Annotated in this window: 22 protein-coding genes and 1 pseudogene; 15 read left to right on the top strand and 8 right to left on the bottom strand. The window is 37.0% G+C overall.

Annotated features, from left to right (window positions below; translation table 11 throughout):
- Positions 1–9: 9 nt before the first annotated feature.
- A complete protein-coding gene (locus IQ237_RS03475) occupies positions 10–867 on the bottom strand; it encodes a transcription factor RcaD (protein WP_194052357.1) in 858 nt (285 codons plus the stop codon).
- A gap of 571 nt (positions 868–1,438) precedes the next feature.
- Between IQ237_RS03475 and IQ237_RS03480 the strand changes: the two genes are divergently transcribed.
- A complete protein-coding gene (locus IQ237_RS03480) occupies positions 1,439–1,678 on the top strand; it encodes a hypothetical protein (RefSeq protein ID WP_194052359.1) in 240 nt (79 codons plus the stop codon).
- A gap of 342 nt (positions 1,679–2,020) precedes the next feature.
- On the top strand, positions 2,021–3,205 hold the full coding sequence (locus IQ237_RS03485; RefSeq protein WP_194052361.1) for a helix-turn-helix domain-containing protein: 1,185 nt from the start codon (positions 2,021–2,023) through the stop codon (positions 3,203–3,205).
- A 598-nt stretch (positions 3,206–3,803) separates the two neighbouring features.
- Here IQ237_RS03485 and IQ237_RS03490 read toward each other — a convergent pair.
- Positions 3,804–4,184: a hypothetical protein gene (locus IQ237_RS03490; protein ID WP_194052363.1), complete on the bottom strand. Its 381-nt coding sequence runs from the start codon at positions 4,182–4,184 to the stop codon at positions 3,804–3,806.
- A gap of 865 nt (positions 4,185–5,049) precedes the next feature.
- On the opposite strand from IQ237_RS03490, the gene cysE reads away from it, so the two are divergent.
- On the top strand, positions 5,050–5,802 hold the full coding sequence (gene cysE / locus IQ237_RS03495) for a serine O-acetyltransferase (RefSeq protein ID WP_194052365.1): 753 nt from the start codon (positions 5,050–5,052) through the stop codon (positions 5,800–5,802).
- Between the two features lie 286 nt (positions 5,803–6,088).
- Here the strand turns inward: cysE and IQ237_RS03500 are convergent, their stop codons facing one another.
- Positions 6,089–6,670 carry an Npun_F5749 family FMN-dependent PPOX-type flavoprotein gene (locus IQ237_RS03500; RefSeq protein WP_194052367.1) on the bottom strand — a complete coding sequence of 194 codons (582 nt, stop codon included), beginning with the start codon at positions 6,668–6,670 and terminating at the stop codon, positions 6,089–6,091.
- A gap of 123 nt (positions 6,671–6,793) precedes the next feature.
- Here IQ237_RS03500 and IQ237_RS03505 point away from each other — a divergent pair, with 123 nt between their 5' ends.
- The 4 genes from IQ237_RS03505 (at position 6,794) to nrdJ (ending at position 13,464) form a co-directional block, all read left to right on the top strand.
- Positions 6,794–6,988: a hypothetical protein gene (locus IQ237_RS03505; protein WP_228019607.1), complete on the top strand. Its 195-nt coding sequence runs from the start codon at positions 6,794–6,796 to the stop codon at positions 6,986–6,988.
- On the top strand, positions 6,989–7,369 hold the full coding sequence (locus IQ237_RS03510) for a hypothetical protein (RefSeq protein WP_194052369.1): 381 nt from the start codon (positions 6,989–6,991) through the stop codon (positions 7,367–7,369).
- A 15-nt stretch (positions 7,370–7,384) separates the two neighbouring features.
- The gene (locus tag IQ237_RS03515; RefSeq protein WP_194052371.1) at positions 7,385–7,741 is read left to right on the top strand and encodes a hypothetical protein; all 357 of its coding nucleotides are present in this window, start codon (positions 7,385–7,387) and stop codon (positions 7,739–7,741) included.
- A gap of 179 nt (positions 7,742–7,920) precedes the next feature.
- Positions 7,921–13,464 (top strand): ribonucleoside-triphosphate reductase, adenosylcobalamin-dependent, encoded by a 5,544-nt coding sequence (nrdJ, locus tag IQ237_RS03520; protein ID WP_194052379.1) that lies wholly within the window; start codon positions 7,921–7,923, stop codon positions 13,462–13,464.
- A gap of 164 nt (positions 13,465–13,628) precedes the next feature.
- On the opposite strand, the gene IQ237_RS03525 is transcribed toward nrdJ, so the two are convergent.
- The gene (locus IQ237_RS03525) at positions 13,629–14,459 is read right to left on the bottom strand and encodes a DUF3598 family protein (protein ID WP_194052381.1); all 831 of its coding nucleotides are present in this window, start codon (positions 14,457–14,459) and stop codon (positions 13,629–13,631) included.
- A gap of 163 nt (positions 14,460–14,622) precedes the next feature.
- Here IQ237_RS03525 and IQ237_RS03530 point away from each other — a divergent pair, with 163 nt between their 5' ends.
- The 4 genes from IQ237_RS03530 (at position 14,623) to IQ237_RS03545 (ending at position 18,442) form a co-directional block, all read left to right on the top strand.
- Positions 14,623–14,841 (top strand): hypothetical protein, encoded by a 219-nt coding sequence (locus tag IQ237_RS03530; protein WP_194052383.1) that lies wholly within the window; start codon positions 14,623–14,625, stop codon positions 14,839–14,841.
- 364 nt (positions 14,842–15,205) lie between these two features.
- Entirely contained in the window at positions 15,206–15,487 is a 282-nt protein-coding gene (locus tag IQ237_RS03535) for an RNA-binding protein (protein WP_194052385.1), read from the top strand.
- A gap of 609 nt (positions 15,488–16,096) precedes the next feature.
- Positions 16,097–16,666 (top strand): pentapeptide repeat-containing protein, encoded by a 570-nt coding sequence (locus IQ237_RS03540; RefSeq protein WP_194052387.1) that lies wholly within the window; start codon positions 16,097–16,099, stop codon positions 16,664–16,666.
- 267 nt (positions 16,667–16,933) lie between these two features.
- Positions 16,934–18,442, top strand: a complete 1,509-nt coding sequence (locus IQ237_RS03545) for an FAD-dependent oxidoreductase (RefSeq protein WP_194052389.1) — start codon at positions 16,934–16,936, stop codon at positions 18,440–18,442.
- A 205-nt stretch (positions 18,443–18,647) separates the two neighbouring features.
- Here the strand turns inward: IQ237_RS03545 and IQ237_RS03550 are convergent, their stop codons facing one another.
- Positions 18,648–19,418: an Rpn family recombination-promoting nuclease/putative transposase gene (locus tag IQ237_RS03550; protein ID WP_194052391.1), complete on the bottom strand. Its 771-nt coding sequence runs from the start codon at positions 19,416–19,418 to the stop codon at positions 18,648–18,650.
- 92 nt (positions 19,419–19,510) lie between these two features.
- On the opposite strand from IQ237_RS03550, the gene IQ237_RS03555 reads away from it, so the two are divergent.
- Together IQ237_RS03555 and IQ237_RS03560 are read left to right on the top strand one after the other, a co-directional pair.
- Complete coding sequence (locus tag IQ237_RS03555) at positions 19,511–19,741, top strand: addiction module protein (RefSeq protein WP_194052393.1); 231 nt, start codon at positions 19,511–19,513, stop codon at positions 19,739–19,741.
- Positions 19,738–20,043: a type II toxin-antitoxin system RelE/ParE family toxin gene (locus IQ237_RS03560; RefSeq protein WP_194052395.1), complete on the top strand. Its 306-nt coding sequence runs from the start codon at positions 19,738–19,740 to the stop codon at positions 20,041–20,043. The genes IQ237_RS03555 and IQ237_RS03560 overlap by 4 nt, the downstream gene beginning before the upstream one ends.
- 4 nt (positions 20,044–20,047) lie before the next feature.
- Here the strand turns inward: IQ237_RS03560 and IQ237_RS03565 are convergent, their stop codons facing one another.
- Positions 20,048–20,899 carry a DUF72 domain-containing protein gene (locus tag IQ237_RS03565; protein ID WP_194052397.1) on the bottom strand — a complete coding sequence of 284 codons (852 nt, stop codon included), beginning with the start codon at positions 20,897–20,899 and terminating at the stop codon, positions 20,048–20,050.
- Between the two features lie 175 nt (positions 20,900–21,074).
- On the opposite strand from IQ237_RS03565, the gene IQ237_RS03570 reads away from it, so the two are divergent.
- Entirely contained in the window at positions 21,075–21,518 is a 444-nt protein-coding gene (locus tag IQ237_RS03570) for a molybdopterin-binding protein (protein ID WP_194052399.1), read from the top strand.
- A 147-nt stretch (positions 21,519–21,665) separates the two neighbouring features.
- On the opposite strand, the gene IQ237_RS03575 is transcribed toward IQ237_RS03570, so the two are convergent.
- Positions 21,666–21,947: a DUF427 domain-containing protein gene (locus tag IQ237_RS03575; protein WP_194052401.1), complete on the bottom strand. Its 282-nt coding sequence runs from the start codon at positions 21,945–21,947 to the stop codon at positions 21,666–21,668.
- Positions 21,948–22,380: 433 nt separating this feature from the next.
- On the opposite strand from IQ237_RS03575, the pseudogene IQ237_RS03580 reads away from it, so the two are divergent.
- Positions 22,381–22,773: pseudogene (locus IQ237_RS03580) on the top strand (nucleoside hydrolase); the annotation flags it as partial.
- Between the two features lie 74 nt (positions 22,774–22,847).
- On the opposite strand, the gene IQ237_RS03585 reads toward IQ237_RS03580, so the two are convergent.
- Complete coding sequence (locus tag IQ237_RS03585) at positions 22,848–23,273, bottom strand: thermonuclease family protein (RefSeq protein WP_194052403.1); 426 nt, start codon at positions 23,271–23,273, stop codon at positions 22,848–22,850.
- Between the last annotated feature and the right edge of the window lie 209 nt (positions 23,274–23,482).

Raw genomic sequence — 23,482 nt, forward strand, 5'->3', positions numbered from 1 at the left:
TGATAACTGTTAGTTGACGATGATAAAAAACAGTTGACCACCAATATTTTGAGGGATACCCGCATCAATTTGTTCTGGGGTATAAGCACTAACTTCTTGTAAAGAACTCAAATCAATTAGATCATTTCTTTGCAACCTATATAAAGCGTGATCTAATTCATCCCTTGATAAAGGTGGTTGTAACTTTTCTCGCAGATGAAAGATGGGTAAATAATTCTCTGTACCCAGTTCTCGATCTAATTTTTTAATAGTCTCTAAAACCTGTTCATCACTAGGTTTACTGATAGTTTCTATTTCCGAATTTTCACTGGTAGATAATAGGGAAACAACTGCTTGTGAATGACGTAAATTCTTCCGCAAAAACCGGATATAATTACCCAATAAGTCTAAACTTATAACAGGATTGTTACCTTGATTGGGGATAAATTCATCCTGCAAAAATTCCATCCCCCTTGGAGTTAACCACACTTCAGCTTTAAGTCTTTTCATCTTGATTTCTATTTCAATCAAACCCCTTCCAGTTAATACGTTTAATATCGTCTCTCGTTCATCTGACTTCAAACCAGAAACTTTAATTTCACTGGGGGCGATTTTTTTAGAACTTTTACCGATCTTTTCCAATACTTTCAGTTCTTTATCACTGATGGGTAATTGACTGGAATCTAATTTTAACAAAGCCTGTCCAGCATCCTTGATTTTTACTGTGGCAATCTCTTGGGAATAGTCTACCAGTTCTAGTGCTTTCAAATCTCGGCAAATTTTGTTTTTATCTTTTTTAAAAGAATCAAAAACACTGGAACTTAACCCAGCGCGGTAGTTGGGACATCCTAAAAGTTTTAATACAAATTTTAACTGGTTAGTATCCATGTGCTTAATGTTGCTGGCTGCGAACTATGACTAATCTAGGTTAAACAGAGAAAAATTGACACACTTTTATTATGTTAACTCTAATGTGTACCATTTTTCACTAAATCTTATGCAAATTTCTAGTCATTCCTTCCTGAATAAGCTATTGTTAGATTTGGTTGTGTAAAGATTAATCTACTCCCGGAGCGATCGCGGGTTAGAAGGACTTACTGTAAATAGTATCAACACACCACGACGAGCATTAAAAGCAAAATAACCCGCAGAATACATAAAAGCTATTAGTCAAATTTTTAAAGTTTCACAACTTAGATATCAACTCTCTCATAATGCCAGATAATTTATATAAACTTATAGAAACTAACTTTACTTGGGAAATTGCTAGAAAGCTTTATAAACAAATTTACTTATAATGTGAGTAATAAAAATAATTTAATTAGGACTTACGCAAGATTTGACTGAAAACCTGATTATTGTGTAGGGGTAATTCATGAATTACCCCTACTTTCTTTCCCGTTTGCGTAAGTCCTGTTAATAAAGCTGTTGTTTTCATTTAAAAAAGGAGTTAACACCAATGAGTAATTATATTCACTGTCCTCATAATAGCGTCAAACCTGTATCCAACGGAGAGCAAATAGCAGATTCCAACTTATGTGATTTTTGTTGGCATGAATACTGCTTTTGTTGGTCAGAATATTGCATGAGTGAATGGTATGAAATACAAACCCAGCATGATCAGCAAAATGGCAACAAAGTTCACAAAAAATCAGGCGATCGCCAATTTCAGTATCCCACAAATTCGCACAATCTATAGACAAATATAGTTATCAGTGGACGACTTACGCAACTGGCACATTGGTAGGGTACGTCAGATATCAACAATTTGGTTATTCGCATAAATTAAGCCTTATAATGCCAACTACAAGTAAACATAGAAAAGCTAAAAAATAAACGATTTTAATATAATTAACTTATTCATATATATATATATATATGAATAATAAAACATTAAAAACAATTACCACATGATTAATTAAGACTTAAAATATAATAAATTTTCATTTTTTAACACCTTAAAAAGGATATAAAAAAAGTTTCCCAAATTTAAAGTAATGGAATTTTTCACTCAATATCCATATAAAGGCGGGAATTAAAAGTGAACATACAACTATTTATCCAACGAGCAGAAGCATTACACCAGCATTTAGCAGATTTATACCAAACTGCTACCGTATTACCCTGGATTCCCTCTGATCTACTACCCCAAGCATTTAAAGAACTACATAGCACCTCAAAAATGTTGCAATTAGCAGTTGAGGAACTTTACCAGCAAAACGAAGAACTCATGCAAAATTGCACCTTGCTGGAAACACAACGCCAACATTACCAAGAATTATTTGAATTTGCACCAGCAGCTTATTTAGTAACTGATCAACAAGGTATTATCCAAGAAGCCAACCGATTAGCATCACAATTACTAAACATCGACCAAAATTTTCTAGTTGGAAAACCAATAACAAATTTCATTTCACAAGAACAACACTCCTACTTTTTCAGCACAATTAACCAGATATCTCCATCTGAGCAAATCCGAGAAATATTATTACGATTAAAGCCACGTCATGATGATTCATTTGATGCCTCTTTGAAAGTCAAATCTGTTGCCAATCAGCATGATAAACGGACGAAATTACACTGGTTAATACATAAAAGTGTTGCCTCTCAGCCAGTAGAATCAACAGATGTTAAACATTTGACTGACCTAATTGAAAATCGGCCTATACATAAACATTCCAAAGGAGAAATTATCACCCTCAATCCTGTATTAATTTGGTTAGTTCGTCAGGGTTTAGTTAAACTCAGTGCATTTAGTGAAACAGGTGCAGAAATAATCACAGGGTTAGCAAAACCAGGCATGATGTTTGGCTCTAGTATGACATCTCTACCCATTTACCAAGCCACAGCCATTGCAGATGTCGAATTAGTACCAATTTACCTCTCAGAAATTGCAGCTACACGCAACCTCAATGAAATCCTATTATCTAAAATTCAACAGCGATTACAACAAACACAATCTTTTTTATTTATTGCTGGTCAGCGAAAAGTACCAGCAAGATTACAGCATTTATTAGATCTTTTAAAACAGCAAATGGGAGAACCAGTACCTGAAGGAACACGCCTCTGTTTTCGCCTCACTCATGAAGATATTGCCAATATCTGTGGTACTACCAGAGTCACAATTACACGCTTACTGAGTCAGTTCCAACAACAAGGTCAAATTCAATTTGATCATAAAAAACATATCATCATAATTCATAATTCGCAATTACAATTTATGTAGGCTTGAACCTATTAAATACTGATTACGAATTACGAATTAGTAAAAATTTCCTCAATTTGAACTTGCTGCACAGCTAGTAAAGAATTGTGCCAACATTATGATCATGAGCGAGGCAAGAGGCAGGAGGCAGGAGGTAAATATTTCTCCCCAACTCCTCAACTTCCCCTGCCCCCTACAATGAGGAAAATAGGAAAAGGGGCGCTCCTCAACGCCCCATCTATGCAATCAAAATCCTCATTTCCACCGTCAGCCAAACAATTCAAGGTTTTGGCAATTTGGCAGACAAAATTTTTTAGTTACCGTTTTAATAGAAATATCAACAAAAAGAACAGGACAGTTAAAAATAGTTCCAAGGGAAGGATGGCAGCCAACCCTCAGAACTTACAGCCACTCGCCAGTTGTTGATGAAGCACTGTACAACACCCCTATATGTTGTAGCAGTCCCTTAACTTTTTAGTCGCTTCACTACAACTGGCTAAATATCTCACAGGAAACATATAACTCTTTTATCAGTTTTATCAGTTCATCCATTGTTTGGTTGAGCATTTTTTGATTTGGCATGAGCCGTCTAAAAAAAACATTGGTTAGTCATTAGCTATTAGTCGCGCAGCATTTGGGAAATGATTTTGTCAGCTTGCAATCTCTGATAAGTCAAGCGGAGCAAACTAGCAGTATCGAACAAACCACAAACATAGCAGGCAAAACCCAAAGCATCCAACAGCATCAAGCTACTAACCCCTTCTTTGGACAGGGATAATACAAACCCAGTCACCCCTGGCGCACTTGTATCTAGTGGCATTGTCGACAACAGGAAACGTATACAATCGGCTGAGACAATCGTGCCTTCTAATTCTTTGCTATCCGTCGCTAGACGAACAATACCAACCAAAATTTGATTTGGTGTCATTCCTTCTTCCATGAGAAGGACAAATAAAGATGCCAGACTATCTGGAGTGTGTTTATCGAGTTTGATATTCATCGTGCTTACATATTTACGTGTAACAATAAACTCAAAATTTTTTGTAGATCCGGAAAATTTAAGCCAATTTTTTTACTTTCTAGATGTGAAACAATCGTTACCGAGCCAACCGTAATTATTGAGTGAAGGCAAGTTAGTAATATATACCAACAGTCAGTAGAAACATTCCAACACAATATTTGTACAGCATTAAAACCTCTTGCTGTATAGCAGAATGAGTTACATTTTGTACTTAATTTACCAACAATATTTAGTATTCAGTAAATCATAAAGTTATTTGTGTAGGCTGGCTGTGGAGAACTGTTAGTTGTGGTAAAAATAATTTCAGAGTTAATGAGACAGAGCCAATCAAATCTCTCATCTAACAAACCCTACCATTTACCTAAATATCTCAAGAGAATTTCCGAAACCTCAGAAATTTCCTCTCTGCACCCTGCACTTTCTTACTTGACTAACACAGCAGATTAAAAGTTCCTGAAACTACAAAATCTACTGACAAATTGATGCACCATGACCATTAGACCACTAATCACGGTAGCAGTTTCCGAATCTTAAACCACAAGGCAACATCTTGGCTGTGATCTGAGTCATATCTGTTAGGTTAGGGAATAGGGAATAGGGAAAATTTCTGAGGTGGAATGTGCGTCAAAGGATTAAATTGTATTTCTAGCTGTGTGTTTTTTTCTGGTTGCAGTTTTTGCGTCATGTCACGTATTGTATAGTGCTTTGTCTCCCTTGCTCACTTTGAGCGTTTTTTTCTTTTTCCCCTACTTATTGAGCCGATACTTCCCAATCACCAATCACCAATTACCAAGTAACGATAAAATGGGAAAGTAGCTTGTTTTGCTTATTGGGTACTATCTAGATGCTATCTACACTGCGTGCCGACTTTCGCATCATTTTTGAACGTGATCCAGCAGCCCGGAATTGGTTAGAAGTCTTGTTTTGCTACCCTGGTTTACAGGCTTTAATCTTTCACAGGCTGGCTCACTGGTTGCGTGCTGTTGGTATTCCCTTTATTCCCCGTTTCATTTCTCATATTGCTCGGTTTTTAACGGGTATTGAAATTCACCCTGGTGCTGTTATTGGCAGAGGCGTATTTATTGACCACGGTATGGGCGTTGTCATTGGCGAAACCGCCATTATTGGAGACTACGCCCTCATTTATCAAGGCGTTACCCTGGGTGGTACAGGTAAAGAAAGCGGTAAACGTCACCCCACATTAGGTGAAAACGTCGTTGTTGGTGCAGGGGCAAAAGTTTTAGGAAATCTGCAAATAGGTAATAACGTCCGTATCGGTGCAGGTTCAGTAGTTTTAAGAGATGTTCCCTCTGATTGTACCGTTGTCGGGATTCCTGGACGTATTGTTTACCGTTCTGGAGTGAAAGTTTCACCATTGGAACACAACAACCTACCAGACTCAGAAGCTCAAGTAATTCGTACTTTATTAGATCGTATTGAAGCACTGGAAGAAAAAATAGAAACTCTGCAAAATCCCGTCAAAGTTCCGGTTTTAGTAGGTAAATACATTCAAGTAGATGAATTACCAAAAGAACATAATTTCTGTAATCTTCGAGATAAAACAATACAGGAATTTTTAGACGGTGCAGGGATTTAACTAATGTAATAATTCAGGAATCAGGAGTCAGGAGTCACAATATTTGTTTCTGGAAAATTTAAACAAATATACAAATCATGAATACAGAATCAATAACCAAATATCTCAAACAACAGAGAATCCTATTAAACATTATTTTGTTTTTTGTTACTGGTTCTGTATTTTATGGGTTACTCTTGCGCGTAGGTTTGATATTTCCACTTACAGAAATTCCCGAATTTAAGATGTGAATGAATTATATAAATTTGTCCAGAAAGGTACAATTGTTGAGATTATTCCTTAATTTCTAAGGATTAACTTCTTTAAAGTCCCATTCTTGATTTTCATTCAATTTATGAATAGTTCTATTTTGTGGTTCACCCCGCAATTCTAAATGGTCTACTTCTGTAGGTTCAAGTAATAATAAACAAAAGGTTTCTAATGGTTCTAAAAGGTTGGGTGCTGATGGTGTAAACGCTTCTGGTGTTCTTACTCTTTCTTTACCAGGAGTAGGCCAAGCAAATTGTAAACGTGCAGCATTACTTAATTCTTGCCACATTTTAATTCTCGCTGGTTGTAAATGTAGATGAGAATTAGCAGTAATTAGAATTAATTTTCCAGCAATACGAAATTGTTCTCTAGAGTTGGGGAAATACCAACAAATTTCTGCTGCTGGTTGTTGAGGTATTTGTTCAGCTTTTGCACTACGAAGATCGGTGATAAATTTAAGTTGGTTGGTATCTTCCAGAAAACCACGAAAAACGACAGTGCGGTTAGCAGGTAAACCATTTTCTCGCACTGTTGCAAGTTGTACATAACGGGAATAAACCAGACTGCGGTTTTTGTGTAAAGCGCGAGTTATTAAACTTCTCCAAGGTGCTAGGGACATTTTAAAAATTGTTACAAATTATACAAAATATTCTAGACCACAAAGTGGCAAATTTAGCAATCTTCCATACTACAACTACTTGGCGTTATATTCTTAGTTCGTAATTAAGTAACAAAACTAATTATGGTTCAAGAACTGGAACGTAAACGCCAGAATGCATCTTTTCCCGAAACTGCCCCAGCAGCCAATCCTGTACTTTTTAGAACTTACAGCCGTTGTACACCAGTAGGTTTAAGAGAATCCTGGGATGAGGTTTGCGATCGCACTAAGCGCAATTTATCTAGACACAACTTATCCCCAACTCAAGGAGATATGTAAATGAATAATGATGAAAAATCAGCCTTACTTGCTGAACTTGCCCAACTTGGCGACATTAAACACAACCCTGCAAAAATAGTGAGGATCGCAAAACAAGCAGATGGTAAAATCGTATTTCTAGAAGAAGGAAACACTGAAGCAGGACTCCAACATATACTAGAAAAACATTCCTTGGAGTTTGCAGAGCAGGGAATCACGCAAAATCAGATACCAGATATAGTTATTAAAGCAGTAACCGAGGGTAAAGCGATTCGATATCAAAATAAAAAACAAACTCGCACTATTTATGAAGTTAACTTTAATAGCAAAACTCACTACATCGCTGTTACCGTAAGCGATAATGGGTATATAGTGGGAGCTAACCCTAGAACTTCCCCATAAGTTGGTAAATTGATTATGGCAGAAAAAATCAAACTCATGGCTGATTATGGATGCTACCCATTATGGTGGGCTAGTTCTGATAAAGCTGGAGATATTGACCCAGAAACTATGCCATTAAGTGAAGAAACTATCAGCCGTTTGGCGAAATGGGCAGATATTTATGATGCAAAGTTGAATTGGGAAGATCCTAGTTCATCAGGTTTTTCAGATTTAAAAGCAGAAACAGCTTTTGAACAAGAAGGTATTAGTTTGTGGAAACAACTACAAAAAGAACTAGCACCTAACTATGAAGTTGTATATTTTAGTGAGCAATTACGTAAACTTGTAACAGATATCAATGAATTAGAATCTTTACTGCCTATAATTGCTTAGTAATAGATAATAACCTTTACTAACCCTGTCACATAGTCAGGGTTTTACGATAAAAATACAAAACTGTTACATATTATACAAAATATTTTAAATCACAAAGTGGTAAATTTAGCAACCTTCCATAATATAACGAGTTGGCGTTATAGTCTTAATCTGTTAGTCAGAAACAAAACCGAACTATGGTTCAAGAACTGCAACGTCAACGCCAGAGTGCATCTTTTCCCGAAACTGCCCCAGCAGCTAATCCTGTGTTTTTCAGAACTTACAGCCGTCGTACACCAGCAGGTTTAAGAGAATCCTGGGATGAGGTATGCGATCGCACTTTACAAGGTTTAGTTGAATTGGGCAAACTTACCCCCGAAGAAGCCGCCCTCTTAGATAAAATGCAACGCAACATGAAAGCCCTACCTAGTGGCCGCTGGTTGTGGGTTGGTGGCACAGAATGGTTAAAAAAATCTAAAAACTTTTCTGGTGCTTATAATTGTACTTCTACAAACTTAACTGATTGGAAAGCCTTTGGTTTGATGATGGACTTGGCCATGATGGGTTGTGGTACAGGTGCTATTATTGAACCTAAGTATATTAATCAACTGCCCCCTATCCGTAACCGTTTAAATGTCACCATTACAGGTGAAGTCGGTAACACACCTGTAGAACAACGTCGAGAATTTACAGAGGTAGTTGTTAAAGATAATACTGTAAATATTCACGTTGGCGACAGTCGGGAAGGTTGGGTACAGTCCTATCAAACCCTGTTAGAACTATCCACCGATGAACGCTTTACCGATGAAGTTCAGGTAATTGTAGATATTAGTGATGTACGTCAGTCCGGGGAAACCCTGAAAGGCTTTGGTGGTGTTGCTAACCCAGTAAAATTATCTGGTTTATATGAACGTTGCGCCTCTATCCTGAATAAAGCGATTGGTAGAAAGTTAACCTCTGTTGAGTGCTGTTTATTAATTGATGAAGCTGCTGTCAGTATAGTAGCTGGGAATATCCGTCGCTGTCTGCCTGATAATGCCTTAGTACATACAGAAGCAGGTCTAGTTCCCATTGCTAAAGTGAGAATAGGCGATCGCGTCCTCACTAGCAAAGGTTTCTATCCTGTTACTAACTTCTTCATTCAAGGAGAACAATCACTTTGTCGCATTCAAACCCAAGATGGTAGTTTTGAATGTACCGCAGATCATAAAGTTGCTGTATTGACCGATGTGTATGGCAATTACAAAATGGTCAAAGCTAAAGACTTGCAACCAGGCGATCGCCTAATATTCGTACCACAAGCCATCCCCGGAACAGCCACCGAACTACCAGAATTTCGCGGTAAAATCACAGGCAAAACCAAACCCATCACGATACCCGCTTTAACTCCCGATGTCGCTTACTTCATCGGTTATTTACACGGTGACGGTTCAGTTAGCAGTGATGGTTCAAGAGTCAGATTTAGGGTACATGAAGACAGTCCCCAAATTTTAGAACATTTAATTGCAGTTGGGCGAGAATTTGGTTTAGACACACATACCCTGATAACTCCTGAACAATGTCAAACCAAAGCCTACGAACTGCAATTTAATTCAGCAGCTTTAAATCAATATCTGGGATTATTCAAACAACCATCTCAACCCTTAAACGTCCCCGACTGTATTCTCTTAGGTAAAGCAGACATTCGCCAAGCTTACCTAGCCGGTCTTGCTGATGCTGATGGATGTCATTCTCAAGGCGTTTTGGTTGCTTCTGTTCAACAGCGATTTTTACAGCAAGTTCAAGCCCTGTACGCATCCTTGGGAATTACCACCCGTGTATGTAGTTCAATTCGTAAACGTACAGGCAAATGGGAAGGGGAATTAGTTACAGTTGGTGAAACAGCATATCAAGCAGTAGAAAACAGCTTTGAAAAATATTCCCTGCAATATTCCAGCCAAAAACGCCAAACACCCACATCATTTCAAGATCATGGTTTCCCAAAAACTATGGTACGTCCCATTATTAACTCCTATCAATATCACTGGAGTAATAACCAGGAACAAATGATAATCCCAACATTGAAAAAAAACCTTCCCGAAACCACCGACTTAGTACCAGTCAAAGTTTTAGGGGTTGATTTTGATGTACGGACTGCACCCACCTATGATATAGAAGTTGCCACCGTTCATGAATTTGTCTGTGAAGGTATTTTAGTTTCTAACAGTGCTGGCATGAGACAATTTGTTGCAGAAGATCAACAAGGCGCAACAGCAAAGGATAACCTCTGGCAACAAGACGTGGAAGGCAACTGGCACATAGATCCTGATCGTGATGCTTTACGTATGTCCAACCACACAAGAGTATTTCACCGCAAACCAACATTAGAGGAATCTATTGCCGCCGTACAAAAGCAATATTACAGTGGTGAAGGTGCAATTCAATGGGCTGGTGAAGCAGTAGCAAGAGCTAATATTGATATACTCAACACCCCAGAACTGAAAAAAGACTTCCTGCAAGCTTACGAACAAGGAAAAGCTAAAGCATGGATACAAGAACATCACCCAAATATTGATGATCAAGAATTAGAACATCGTTTAGGCAGATATGGCTTAAATCCCTGTCATGCAGGAGATACATTAGTATCTACAAATCAGGGATTAGTACCCATTAAAGAATTAGTAGGTAAACCATTTCAAGCCTTAATTGATTTGCGTGCTGTAGGGTTAGATGGAGTTAGATTAACAGATGCGATCGCCTTTCCCACAGGAGTACAAACAACCTATCTCATTACCCTAGCAAATGGCCAGCAAATGAGATGTACTGCTGACCATCAACACTTTACCAATCATGGATGGGTAGCAACCAAAGACTTAACACCTGATCATCATATCTACATCCAAAAAGGTGCAGGATATTTTGGAGAAGGTACGATCACTGTTGAACAAGCGCAAATGCTGGGATGGTGGTATGGAGATGGTTCAATCTATAAAGGTTATAAAGGATTAGACGCTGTATTCTACATCAATCAAAATGAGTACGAAACCGCTTTTCCTGTTTTGACTGCTGCTGTGGAATCTTTGACAGGTTATAGTCACAAGCCCAGCCTAGTTAAAGGTGTTTATACCTTCCATAGTGGCTCACCTTTCATGGATTCGTTTTTCAATAAACTAGGTGTAAAGTCTAAAGACTATTTACCAGATCAGTTTTTATCTCAATCACAAGAGGTAATTCTTGGTTTCTTACAGGGATTATTTTCCGCAGATGGTTGTGTCAATGTCAAAGGTAGAAATATCGAACTTCGTAACCGCTCACGACAATTACTGGCTCAAATTCAGATCATCCTACTTAATTTAGGAATTAAAAGCAGTCTCCTGATCAAAGAAAAACCAGGAAGTAGGGGAGTTCCATACACATTAAAAGATGGAACTGAGAAAGTCAGCCAAAATAGGGGTAGTTGGAGACTGATAATTTATTCAGGAGCGGAAGCAAGAAAATTTTGGCAATTAATAGGTTTTCCTCTCACACCTGATAAGCAAGAACGTCTAGCAACACTAGCTACTAAGGAGTCATCCAGAAAATATAGTGAAGCTATTATTAGTCAAAGGTTCAGTTCAAAAGTTAAAAGCATTGAAGAATTTGGTGAAGAACCAGTCTATGATCTTCATGTTCCCCTAACTCACTCTTTCATTGCCAATGGTTGTATCACACACAATTGTGGCGAAATCATAGGTGCTAATTTTCACTGTGTTAGTGGTGATACACTACTGATCACCAAAGATGGAATGCACAAAATTAAAGACGTTGTAGGATGCGATATTGAGATTTGGAATGGTAAAAACTGGAGTCAGGTTCAACCATTCAAAACTGGCAGTTCTCGCGTTCTCTATCGTGTGCGTTTTGCAGATGGTACATATTTAGATGCCACTGAGTATCACCGCTTCTTTGTTAAAGACAGATTCGGCAAAAATTACAAAGAAGTGCAAACAAAAGACCTAATGAATACAAGTAACTATGCTATCCACACAGAACCATTTACTATTGAGTACGAAGATGGATTAGATGTTGATGTCAACTATGCCTATACTTTAGGGGTAGCAGTAGGAGACGGTACAACAGATAAAAACCACAATGCCAAGGTGAGACTATACGAGCAAAAAGCCGTTTTATCTCTAGTAGGAAATAAATCTCCCATCAGAGAATATGACTACTTACCAGCATTTACAGACGTTACAGATTTAGGTTTTTCTGGAGAATTTCTTAAAAGCCTCAAAACTAACCCAGAAGCATTAAACGTCATAGCAAGTTGGAAACGTCAAGCCATTTTACATTTTATTGCTGGTTTAGCAGATACAGATGGTTCAAATACCAGCAGCAATGGTATTAGAATCTATATCTCTGACTATGACCGAGCTTACCGAGTGCAATTACTACTGACTAAATGCGGTATTCGTTCATCTCTTAACCTTTGCGCTCACAAAGGAGCAGTCACAAACTACGGTATCAGAAGCAGAGATTTATACTACTTACAAATAACTGACTGTGGCGAAATTCCTTGTCAGCGTTTGGATGTGAGCAAAGGTAAACCAGCCAAACATAAAGGTAAATGGCAAGTTGTGAAAAGTGTGGAACAACTACCAGGATTACATGATACCTACTGCTTTAATGAGCCGGAATATCATAAAGGTGTGTTTGGTAATACCTTAACTGGAAACTGTAACTTGGCAGAGGTACACTTAAATCAACTCGATCCCGACAACTACAAAGAACAAGAGGAAGCATTTAAAGCCAGTGCTTTATCTGTGGCCACATTATTAAACCATCACTTCCAAGAACCCCGCTATCAATATAGTCGGGAACTTGATCCCATTGTCGGTGTTTCCTTTACCGGTTTATTTGACTTCTTTGTTCATGCTTTTGGTGTGGACTGGTTGCGCTGGTGGGAACAAGGACGACCTGAAACTGAGGAAGGATTAATATTTAAACGTGGTGAGCAAAAATGCCTGAGCAAGTGGAGAGAAATAGTCCATAAAGCTGTTTGGGAATATTGCGACAAACACGGAATTAAACGCCCCAACCGTTGTACTACGGTGCAACCAGCAGGGACAAAATCTCTTTTAAGTGGTGCTTCTCCCGGTTGGCATCCTCCCAAAGCCCAAAGGTTTATCCGGCGGATCACTTTCCGTAAAAATGACCCAGTGGCATTGGCTTGTATAGATTATGGGTATAATGTCATACCTTCTCAATCGGATAAAGATGAAAACGGTAACTTGTTAAATGATCCGTTTGATCCTCGTTGTACAGAATGGTTGGTAGAAATACCCGTTGCTGTCTCTTGGGCAGATTTAACAGGAGCAGATGAAATTGATGTATCTAAGTTTTCTGTATTGGCGCAGTTAGATTTTGTCATGCAGGTGCAAAAATACTACACCACTCATAACACCTCAGCGACTTTAGAGTTACGTTCTGAGGAAGTTGAAACTTTGGGAACACGCATTTATGAAGCAATCCAAAAAGATGAAGGTTACATTTCTGCGGCTTTATTAGCGCGGTTTGATGACATTCAAACTTTCCCCCGTTTACCCTTTGAACCCATAGATAAAGAGACTTATGAGCGTTTATCTGCTGAGGTGAAAGCAAGACGGAAAACCGATGATTTTTGTGGTGCTTTGAGTCGTTATGATTTAGGGGAGATGCCAGAAGCAGGACCTAGCGGTTGTGACTCTGATAAATGTATGTTCCCTGAACAAGCGCCCACATAAGGAGATCAAGGAGTCAGGAGATCGAGGAGTTTGAGGAGTTAGGAAAAATAAGAATTTATCCTTCCACATTGCATTCTCACCGTGGAGACTGGAAACTAGAGAATTTTACTGTACTATCTTCTTCTTGAACTCCTGACTCCTGACTCCTTGATCTCCTAGCTCTTTTAATTTTTAATTTCAATCACATGGGTTGAACTTACCCATTCTCCTGTTTGGTTGTAAGTACGAATTAATCTTTGTCTTTCGTTGTCTCTCACTAACCAACCTGCTTCTACAAAAAGGGGTTTTCTTAGTTCTAGTTTTACGGGAACATTACTAGAAATTCCATCGGGTAATAATAAGATTTCTCTGATATTTCTCTCTTGTTCAAATATCAGTTTATTACCTGCTATCTTGGCTTTTGAACTAATATTTTGACCTGCAAATGAAAGTTGATGTTCTAAATATCCGTTGTCTATTTCTTTGATTTCTAAATAACTGGTATTTGTTTCTGAGGGTCTGAGGTCTGAATATACTGTGTGCGCTTGACCTTCCCATTTACCAATTAGTTGTTCTACTGTTAATGGTGCTCTTTCTTTGGCTTCTGTACCAGTTCTAAATTCTCTAATTAAGGTTAAATTACTAAAGTTTCCTTGTTTGTCATATAATTGCACTAAACGCGATCGCCTATTTTCATCTATAAAGCCATATTCTGCACCAAATTCTGTAAACGGTGCTAGTTGTAATGTACCTTTGGAAAATGCACCTGTGTTAAAAAATATGTTTTCTTTGGCTAAAGAACGGTATTCCTGTTGATAATCTTGAATGGGAGAACTATCATAATTATTACTATCAAAACGACGTAATCTAAACAGTACAGCTTGGTTATTATCAATGGCTTCTAAGTTTAAAATGCTAGGCGTAGATTTTAATATTTCTCCCTGGGGGGATATTTGAGTAAATGAACCCCTCCACTCACCTATATTTTTGATAAAGTTTTCCCAGTTGCTTGTCATAGCTTAATAAATTTCAATTCAATTAATTTGTTGTGGATTGAAAAAATCATAACTATTATACATCTTAATATTATTAAATTTGTTTATTGTCACTTATTAGCCAGGATCTGTTAAGATTGATGAAGAATTAATAATTTTTTTACGGCAATACTTGGAGAGTGTAATGTTTATTAGTGAATTGTCTCCTCTATTTAAAGAACTTGCCCAGCATCCAGTGTCATTTATGGGTGGGTTTGTTTCTGGTGTCCTCCGACTTAACCTAGCTGATGATCCTGTAAAAACTTGGCTAGATCAACATATTACTTCAGCCAACTTCCCCAAAACAGCCACTGAAGTCCAGAATGGCAAAGCCTCTGGTCCTCAACAAATTTCCATTGATTAATCAATTATAAACCGTTAACATTGAAATGTTAACGGTTTTTACTTGCTAAAATGTAATTAGATTACCGCAGCTTGTTAGCAATAAATTCTGTTAAATTATCCAATATATCAAAGCATATAATTTTATATTATAATTCTTTGTAAATTCTCATACTTTGGAAAATGTCATGATCAGTTATCATAATGAACAAATGGGTATGTTCAGTCTGGTGGCAGGTTGAGTAGTGGACTAGTATAATTGATGACTAATCTCCTACAATTTGTGTCATACATGAATCCAAGGCAACGGGAGCAATGCTTAAAATTTGCTGAGTTCCAGTTTCCATCTGAACTATCGCTTCTTGTTGAAAATTACGTGACTCATAATGACTATCTACGTTGGAAATCTCTCTTACCGCGCAACCGAAGCAGACTTAAGAGCCGTGTTTGCTGATTATGGCGAGGTCAAAAGAGTTGTTTTACCTACTGACCGCGAAACCGGAAGGATGCGCGGATTTGCTTTTGTTGACATGATCGAAGATGCACAAGAAGATGCTGCTATCACAGAATTGGATGGTGCAGAATGGATGGGTCGTCAACTAAGAGTGAATAAAGCAAAACCACGAGAGGATGATCGACGAGGTAGTTGGTCTAAAAAAGAATATTAATAATATAGAAGTTTTATCTTAGCAGATTGTTTCTATTTATGCAAGTAAGCGATCGCTAAAATCCAGCTAGAAACAATTGCCAATCACACAACGCTATATAATTATGCCCGACTAGAGATTCATTGGAGACAAATGTTAAGACTAGTCGGTTTTTTTATAGAAGATTCAGTGTTGATAATTCCCGCAAAAATTTCCGCATAAAGTCTCTGAAATTGTTTGATATTTGTGACAAATCCTAACATATTTTTAGCATTTGTGGAAAAGTGATTTTTTTATAGGTACTATATATATAGTCATCCTCAATGATTTCTCAACACTTTCTATTACCTCTTTCCTGTTTATTGCCCTCATGAGTCAGTATGGCTACTTCATGCAAGGTATAAAGACTCAAACTTTTGATGTTGCTACATTTATGTTGGCAAAATTCGGATGCTCCCAATATAAATGCTATCGGTAGCATTATTATATTGATCAATTTGAGGTCACTAAAATAGTTAATATATTTGAGATTTTAGTTTTAATAATTGTATTTATTTTTGTATTTTTCTTAAATAAATTTTCGCCAAATACAAATTAAATCTTCCAACTAAGTACAAATAACTCAAAACTATGGATATTCAAGAACTATTAACTAGGTATGCCAGAGGAGAAAGAAGCTTTAACGGTATTGCATTACCTTCCGCAAACCTACAAGGAGCTAACTTGGGTGGTATAGACTTTGGTAGAGCAGACCTCAGAGGTGCAAACCTCACCGCAGCATCTTTGAGTGGAGCAAATTTAAGTAAAGCAAATCTCAGAGGTGCAACACTAGAAAACGCACATTTATCGGAAGTGATTCTCTGTGGTGCTGATTTAACTCAAGCTATACTAACAAATGCCCATTTGAATGAATCAGACCTCAGTGGAGCTTTATTAAGTGGTGCAGATTTATGTGATGCTAATTTACATCAAGCATCAATCACAGCCGCCAACTTACAAGGTGCAAACTTAAGTGGTGCAAAAATGGGAGGTGTGCGGATGTGGAAAGCAGATTTACAAGGCGCAAATTTAACCGGTGCTGACTTAAGTGAAGCTAATCTGTGTGAGGTAAATTTGACCAGAGCTAATTTAAACGCCACAGATATGAGTGAAGCTTTTTTAACAGGTGCTATTATGCCCGATGGCAGTATTCATAGTTAATGAAGAGATAAGAGGCAGAATTTTGGATTTTGGATTGTTTTTGCAAATTCTAATCTAAAATCTAAAATCTAAAATTTTCTTTCCCTATTCCCTGCTCAAACCGATATGATAAGCTGTGACGCAGCTAAATTGTATAATCCTAATATTCTTAGCTCTTGTGGAACAGGCATACTTCGACTGCGCTCAGTACAAGTCTTGCCTGTTAAACTTATGCAAATTAAAGGCACAACAGCTTAACTATCTGTACAGAAAAACATGGGTGCAAAAATGTCAGAATTACAACAAAAACGGGTAGTAGTTATCGGTGCTGGTTGGGCGGGTTTAGGAGCAACCTATCATTTAGCTAAACAAGGTTATGATGTCACCCTTCTAGAAGCAGGACCATATCCAGGTGGACTGGTTGCAGGTTGGCAAACCTCAGCAGGAAAATCTGTAGAAGCAGGTATTCATGGCTTTTGGTATCCTTACAGAAATATATTTTCTCTCATCAATGAATTAGAAATAAACCCCTTTACAACTTGGACTCGTTCTGCTCAATATTCCCCCGCAGGTTTAGAAGTTGAATCACCAATTTTTCAAGATTTACCCAGACTACCCACACCATTAGGAACTTTTATTTATCCGCAATTTCAAAGATTACCATTAATTGATCGTTTGAGTGCCTTACCTTTACTTTATAGCTTAATTGATTTTGATAATTCTCATGATGCTTGGCAAAGATATGATTATATAACCGCCCGTGAATTATTCAAAACTTTTGGTGTTTCCGCCAGACTTTATAAAGAAGCATTTGAACCAATGTTATTAGTAGGTTTATTTGCCCCCGGTGAACAATGTTCAGCAGCAGCAACTTTAGGAATGTTATATTATTTTATCCTCGCTCACCAACCAGATTTTGATGTAGTTTGGTGTCGGGGAACAGTAGGCGAAAAAATCTTTCGTCCTTGGGTGCAGAAGATAGAAAAATTAGGCGCGAAAGTTTTAGCTAAACATCGAGTTACAGATGTAATTGTCGGTGGTAATAATCAGGTTAAAGGTGTAGTTTGTGGTGATCAAGTTTTTGATGCTGATGCCGTGATTTTTTCTGTAGGAATTACAGGCATGAAAAAAATTGTTGCTAATAGTCCTAGTTTACAAAATTATGCAGAATTTAGAAATATCAGCAATTTAGGAGCAATAGATGTATTAGCGACTCGGTTATGGTTTGACAGAAAAATCAATATTCCTCGTCCTTCTAATGCTTGTTTTGGATTTGATAATACAACCGGATGGACATTTTTTGATTTGAATGCTTTGCATGATGAATATAAAAATCAAACCGCAACAGTTGTAGAAGTTGACTTTTATCATGCCAATCAATTTTTACATTTAAGTGATGAAGAAATTGTCAAAATAGTTCAAGGATATTTAGCAACTTGTGTACCAGGATTTAAAGAAGGAAAAGTAATTGATAGTAGCGTCATTCGTTTAGCAAATGCAGTTACACATTTTTCACCTGGTAGTTATCAGAATATGTTACCAGCTAAAACCAGTTTAAATAATGTATTTATGAGTGGTGATTGGATTATTAACCGTCACGGTTCATGGTCACAGGAAAAAGCCTTTGTGACAGGTTTGGAAGCTGCAAATTTAGCAATTAATTATTTAGGAACAGGAAAAAAATCCCATATTTTACCAGTGGAAACAGACGAAAGTCATATACAGATGATGAGAAATATCAATCAAAATATCCGCTATCTTGGTAAATCAATTTTACCTGATTTTTGGTTGCCTTAATGCAAGTATTCAGCTATCAGTTATCAACTCAGTTATTTTATTATCTCGTTCCCAGTCTGGAGACTGGGAATGTTTTGATAGAGTCTTTCTAAATATCAATTATAGCTGTAGACAAGACAGTTAGGACATGAAATAAAACTAAAACCTAAACAATGAAAGGCTTTTAGCACTGTCACCTGTCACCTGTCACCTGTCACCTGCTATATCATCCTTGAATTGATTTTTGTATTTCCTCAACTTGCTCAATAGATAACTCTGTAACTTGAGCAATTTGTGGTAAACTCATACCAATTCTTAGTAAATTGATTGCTACATTCCTAGCATTTTCAGCTTTACCTTTAGCTCTACCTTCTTCTAGAATTTCTTGGTAAATTACAGACTCGCGCATAATTTCACTCCTGAAAATCTTGCTGATCACTTGTTTATCTAATACTAACCCTGCTAACACGCTACTAGCAGCAGCTATATTTCTTTGTAACCTTTGATCTGTAATGGTTTCAACAGCTTTTGCTACTTCGTTTAATACCATTGTAGGTTCTTTTGTCTGACTTAGCACCGCAAAGGGTAATAAACCGGGAAGATTCATAAATTTCTCAGTTGGTTGTTCCCAAAGTCGAATTACTTCAAATTCGTGGTATGTTTTACTGAGTCTAAAACTGTTTTGGTACACTAATTCTGAATCTGTTTTTCTCAGATATACCACTATTTGACGCATTTCTTTATCAGGAAAACGCCGATAACCTCTGATCCGGTAATCTGTCATTCTAAAAGGAATATCTTTATCTGGATCTGTTTGAAATTCACTGTGCAGAATTAATTGATTAGATTGTAGTAAAATTAATGAATCTGCTCTAATCGGTTCGTTTGATAATTCAGTAGGACTAAGTTTTGTGAGTTCTATGGGTGAACCAAGTAACCATGTCACTAAATCATCTTTGTAGTTTTCAGCAAGAAATTTGCAGATATTGTCATACATAAAGTAGGGTTATTTTATATTTATAATTATGATATGCTAATTTGGTAAATTTTCAGAAGCAGGATATCCAGGATTTAAGGAGACTTCAAAGCATGAGTGAAACTGCGGAAAAACTTAAAATCGAACTTTCTCAGCTTTCTGCTAAAGAACGTGCTGAAATTGCCTACTTTTTAATTCATTCTCTAGATGATCCTATAGATGATAATCTAGAAACTGCTTGGGATACTGAATTAACCCAAAGGTTAGAGGATATTCATCGTCAAACAGCTATTGGAGAACCATCATCTCAAGTTTTTTCTGAGTTAAGAGAAAAGTATTCGTGAAGTTTATTGTTATCCATACAGAAGCAAGAAAAGAGCTTGATGCTGCAATAGCATACTATGAAGCTCAAAAAGTAGGCTTAGGACTAGATTTATTGTCTGAAGTTGAAAAAGTCATACTGAAAATTCAACAAAATCCCAATTTAGGAACACCACACAAAATTGAAGGAATACGTCGTTATAATATTCAACGGTTTCCTTATCTGGTTTTTTATACAGAACTTGAAGAAGTTATTTGGGTAATTGCGATCGCACATGGTAAGCGCAAACCAAATTACTGGAAACAAAGAAACCTGGAAACTTAATCTATTACCATAAACTCAGTTGATTACTATTACTAAGATTATTCCAAGGTAAAGGCGGAACTTCTACACCATTTTCCTCTAATAATTGTTGAAAATAACGCGCATTATTAGGAGACATATCTTCTGTAGGACAATGAACAAATAAATAAACTTTAATTCCTTTTTTTAACCATTGTTTAATTTGCGTTACCCATTCATTCATAAATTGCTCATTCATAGATAAACGGGGATGAGAAATAAACCGAATTAAAGTAAAATTGGTAGTAACAGAAAATTGTACTGGTAATTGTGGTTTACGCCTTTCTGATGTTAATTGTGGATCATCTTCCCCAGAATAAACCGGACGAGTATCTAACAAAACGCTACCAACTCCCAACCTAGTTAATAACTCTGTCAAATTACTTAAATGAGGTTCTTTAAACCAGTCACCATGTCTCACCTCTAATGCTAAAGGTACGTCTTGACGTGGCCATGCTTCCAGGAATGTCTGCAAATCATCCAGTAACGCAGGTGAGTAAGTAGGTGGTAGTTGGGCAAACATAGGACCCAAACGCTTACCTAATGGTTGCATCCTCTCTAAAAATGCCAAAGCTTTAGGAATATGAGGTTGCAGTAATTTTTGATGGGTAATATCTCGCGGTAACTTTAAGCAAAACTCAAACCCCGGAGGTGTTTCTGTCACCCAACGGGTAACAGTTTCCGGGTTAGGAACAGCGTAAAAAGTGGTATTACCTTCTACCGTGGTAAAACGACGACTGTAAAGATGTAAAAAGTCCGTGGTGCGAGTTCCAGGGGGATAAAGTTCGCCCACCCAACCTTTATAAGCCCAAACTGCACAACCGATGAAAAATCTCACAAAACCAGTTCACAAAACCAAATAATATCTTATTTTCTTTAATTCTATAACTAGGTATGGGATTTAATGATGTTTGATGATGTTTGATGATTAATTTTTGCCACTACCTGCTAGGATTGTATCAAGATTCTATAATAATGAGTACCAAATAAATTGGTATATTTTTGGTAAACTTATGCCCAGAAAAGAACAAGGTTGGATAACATTCCAAACCTCAGAGGAAGAACGGAAGATTTTAGAAGAGTTCTGTCAGCATTCTCAGCGCACTAAAACTGAGATTTTGCGGGAACTGGTGCGGGGGTTAAATCAAAAACCTGCTGCATCTGCACCCACAATATCACAACCAACCCCCCAACAGAAAGTAGAAACCCAGAATGTTGAGATAGAAAATATTATTCCCAAGAAACCATTAAAAGTTAGTTCTCGTAATGTTTTAAAAGGAGTAGTTAAACGAGTCACTACGGGAACGGTTAACAGTGAAATAACTTTAGAAATTGTGCATAAAGTTGAATTAACTTCAATCATTACTAAAGTATCCGCAGAGGAATTAGGATTAGTTGAAGGTGCAGAAGCTTATGCTGTAATTAAGTCTAATGATATTGTGATTGCTAAGGATTAAATGTAAGCCTTCAGCAATCAGCTATCAGTAATCAGCTTAAACCTATAATGTGGGTAGGTTCTGCATGAAAACAATATCATTTTATTCTGTAGTTAGGGCTTTAGCCCTAATAATTTGGAGGACTAAAGTCCTCACTACAATATTATTTTACTCTGTCACCTTCACACCTTTCCAAAAGCCAATATAACCTTCTATATTTTTCGCTTTCTCTTTGGTGCTGGGATAGTACCAAGCTGCATCTTTGTTAACTTGTCCATCTACTTCAATGGTGTAGTAACTCGCAACTCCTTTCCAAGAACAAGTGGTGTGAGTATCACTGTCTTTGAAATATTGTTTGTTAATAGCGTCAGCAGGAAAGTAATGGTTTCCTTCTACGACTACGGTTTTATCGCTTTCGGCTAAAATAGCGCCATTCCAAGTTGCTTTCATAGTGAGGATTGAAAAAAAAGTTAACAATTCTTATTGTGACATTTTTAGGTAACTAGGGTTTGCTGAAAAAGTCGAAAAAAACCTTGAGGAAAATTGAGTGGGTAGTCAAGCAGAAATAAATATAAGTTTTTGTTGTCTAAACATCACCAAACCATCAATTTCACTAATGAACCAAGGGAAAAAAGACGTAATTCTGAAAAATTGACAAAAAAATCCCCAAAAAAGCCATGACGACATGAACAGATTCAGGATAATATCCAGTGAAATTTTTATAAGCTTCCACCTGTGATTTTAAGTCTCCTGATTCATTAAAATTATCCCAACTAATAAGGATTTTTACCTATTTTACCCTTTTTTCTTGCACTTTGTTTCTCTTTTCTGACCCTGAAAATATTGATTTATCCAGGTTTTGCCTTTCTTCAGCAACCCCTAAGTAAAGCATTTACCTATTCTCAATCAAAATGATTTTATTAACACTCCTTTATTAACAGAAACAGGTCAAGATTTCATGGTAAAGGTGTTAAGGAAAGCACCATAACCAGTTACTTTGATGCTAAAAAGACCTTTAACAACTGTAGCGATCGCATTAGAAAAAGCACCAGAAATTGAAAAGAAAATTGCAAAAATAGTTTGGATGGGGGGAGCATTAAATGTTCCCGGAAATGTCGAAAAAGGAATAGAACCAATACAAGATGGTTCAGCAGAATGGAATGTGTATTGGGATGCGGTTTCTGCTGCAAAAGTTTGGGAAACGCAAATTGAAATTATGATGTGTCCTTTAGATTTAACCAACCAAGTTCCGGTAACATCAGATTTAGTACAGAAATATCCCCGATTTCTGATATAAATTTTATCATGCAAGGAATAATTAAAAATAGAAGTCGGGGATCGGGTTGTTGATTACTCTGTTAATTTACCTTTCAATCTACGAATTTCTTTCAGTTGTTCAAAGTCTTTGTTTTTTATGCCACCATCATATTTCCAAGCATATCCTTCGGCAACCATCAGATCATTAAGACATACATCGTCAACGTATAACCTCCCCAGTATTCTCCCATATTTTTCTGTGCTGTTTGGAAGTTTTGTTTTAACAAGAATTTGATGTTTATTGTCTAGTTGTTTTTTTAGCCATTCTTTAGCTTCAAGACCAAGTTTTTTTTCATCAGTATTGGTTGTTCTGCTTTCTGGGGTATCAATACCATCAAGACGAATGCGCTTAGTCAGGGAGATATCAAAACCAAGGTCAATATCAGCATCAATAGTGTCGCCATCTACGATTTTTTGAACTGATTTGATTCTATAAATGTATGGATCTCTGTCTGTCATTGCTAAGGTAATCCTAAGTTGGTTGAGGTTTCGATTAATTACAGCAGGAGTCAGCAGTCAAGAGTAGAGACATTTCCTGCAATGTCTCTACTTGCTGTATGGGTTTGAATTTAGATTCTGTATCTTATTGATCTGGAATCTACTCTATTTTTATTCCCTATGGAGGAAGCGATCACTTTATTTTAAGTTCTTTTCCCCTCTGGTGTCTA

The sequence above is a fragment of the Sphaerospermopsis sp. LEGE 08334 genome (assembly GCF_015207205.1).
Lineage (GTDB): Bacteria > Cyanobacteriota > Cyanobacteriia > Cyanobacteriales > Nostocaceae > Sphaerospermopsis.

Coding starts and splice junctions, on each gene's coding strand:
- IQ237_RS03490 (WP_194052363.1), bottom strand. CDS start 4,184: ATGAATATCAAACTCGATAAACACACTCCAGATAGTCTGGCATCTTTA.
- IQ237_RS03540 (WP_194052387.1), top strand. CDS start 16,097: ATGGATATTCAAGAACTATTAACTAGGTATGCCAGAGGAGAAAGAAGC.
- IQ237_RS03480 (WP_194052359.1), top strand. CDS start 1,439: ATGAGTAATTATATTCACTGTCCTCATAATAGCGTCAAACCTGTATCC.
- IQ237_RS03515 (WP_194052371.1), top strand. CDS start 7,385: ATGGCAGAAAAAATCAAACTCATGGCTGATTATGGATGCTACCCATTA.
- IQ237_RS03550 (WP_194052391.1), bottom strand. CDS start 19,418: ATGTATGACAATATCTGCAAATTTCTTGCTGAAAACTACAAAGATGAT.
- IQ237_RS03505 (WP_228019607.1), top strand. CDS start 6,794: ATGGTTCAAGAACTGGAACGTAAACGCCAGAATGCATCTTTTCCCGAA.
- IQ237_RS03535 (WP_194052385.1), top strand. CDS start 15,206: ATGACTATCTACGTTGGAAATCTCTCTTACCGCGCAACCGAAGCAGAC.
- IQ237_RS03575 (WP_194052401.1), bottom strand. CDS start 21,947: ATGAAAGCAACTTGGAATGGCGCTATTTTAGCCGAAAGCGATAAAACC.
- IQ237_RS03585 (WP_194052403.1), bottom strand. CDS start 23,273: ATGACAGACAGAGATCCATACATTTATAGAATCAAATCAGTTCAAAAA.
- IQ237_RS03555 (WP_194052393.1), top strand. CDS start 19,511: ATGAGTGAAACTGCGGAAAAACTTAAAATCGAACTTTCTCAGCTTTCT.
- IQ237_RS03530 (WP_194052383.1), top strand. CDS start 14,623: ATGTTTATTAGTGAATTGTCTCCTCTATTTAAAGAACTTGCCCAGCAT.
- nrdJ (WP_194052379.1), top strand. CDS start 7,921: ATGGTTCAAGAACTGCAACGTCAACGCCAGAGTGCATCTTTTCCCGAA.
- IQ237_RS03510 (WP_194052369.1), top strand. CDS start 6,989: ATGAATAATGATGAAAAATCAGCCTTACTTGCTGAACTTGCCCAACTT.
- IQ237_RS03500 (WP_194052367.1), bottom strand. CDS start 6,670: ATGTCCCTAGCACCTTGGAGAAGTTTAATAACTCGCGCTTTACACAAA.
- IQ237_RS03525 (WP_194052381.1), bottom strand. CDS start 14,459: ATGACAAGCAACTGGGAAAACTTTATCAAAAATATAGGTGAGTGGAGG.
- IQ237_RS03570 (WP_194052399.1), top strand. CDS start 21,075: ATGCCCAGAAAAGAACAAGGTTGGATAACATTCCAAACCTCAGAGGAA.
- IQ237_RS03545 (WP_194052389.1), top strand. CDS start 16,934: ATGTCAGAATTACAACAAAAACGGGTAGTAGTTATCGGTGCTGGTTGG.
- cysE (WP_194052365.1), top strand. CDS start 5,050: ATGCTATCTACACTGCGTGCCGACTTTCGCATCATTTTTGAACGTGAT.
- IQ237_RS03475 (WP_194052357.1), bottom strand. CDS start 867: ATGGATACTAACCAGTTAAAATTTGTATTAAAACTTTTAGGATGTCCC.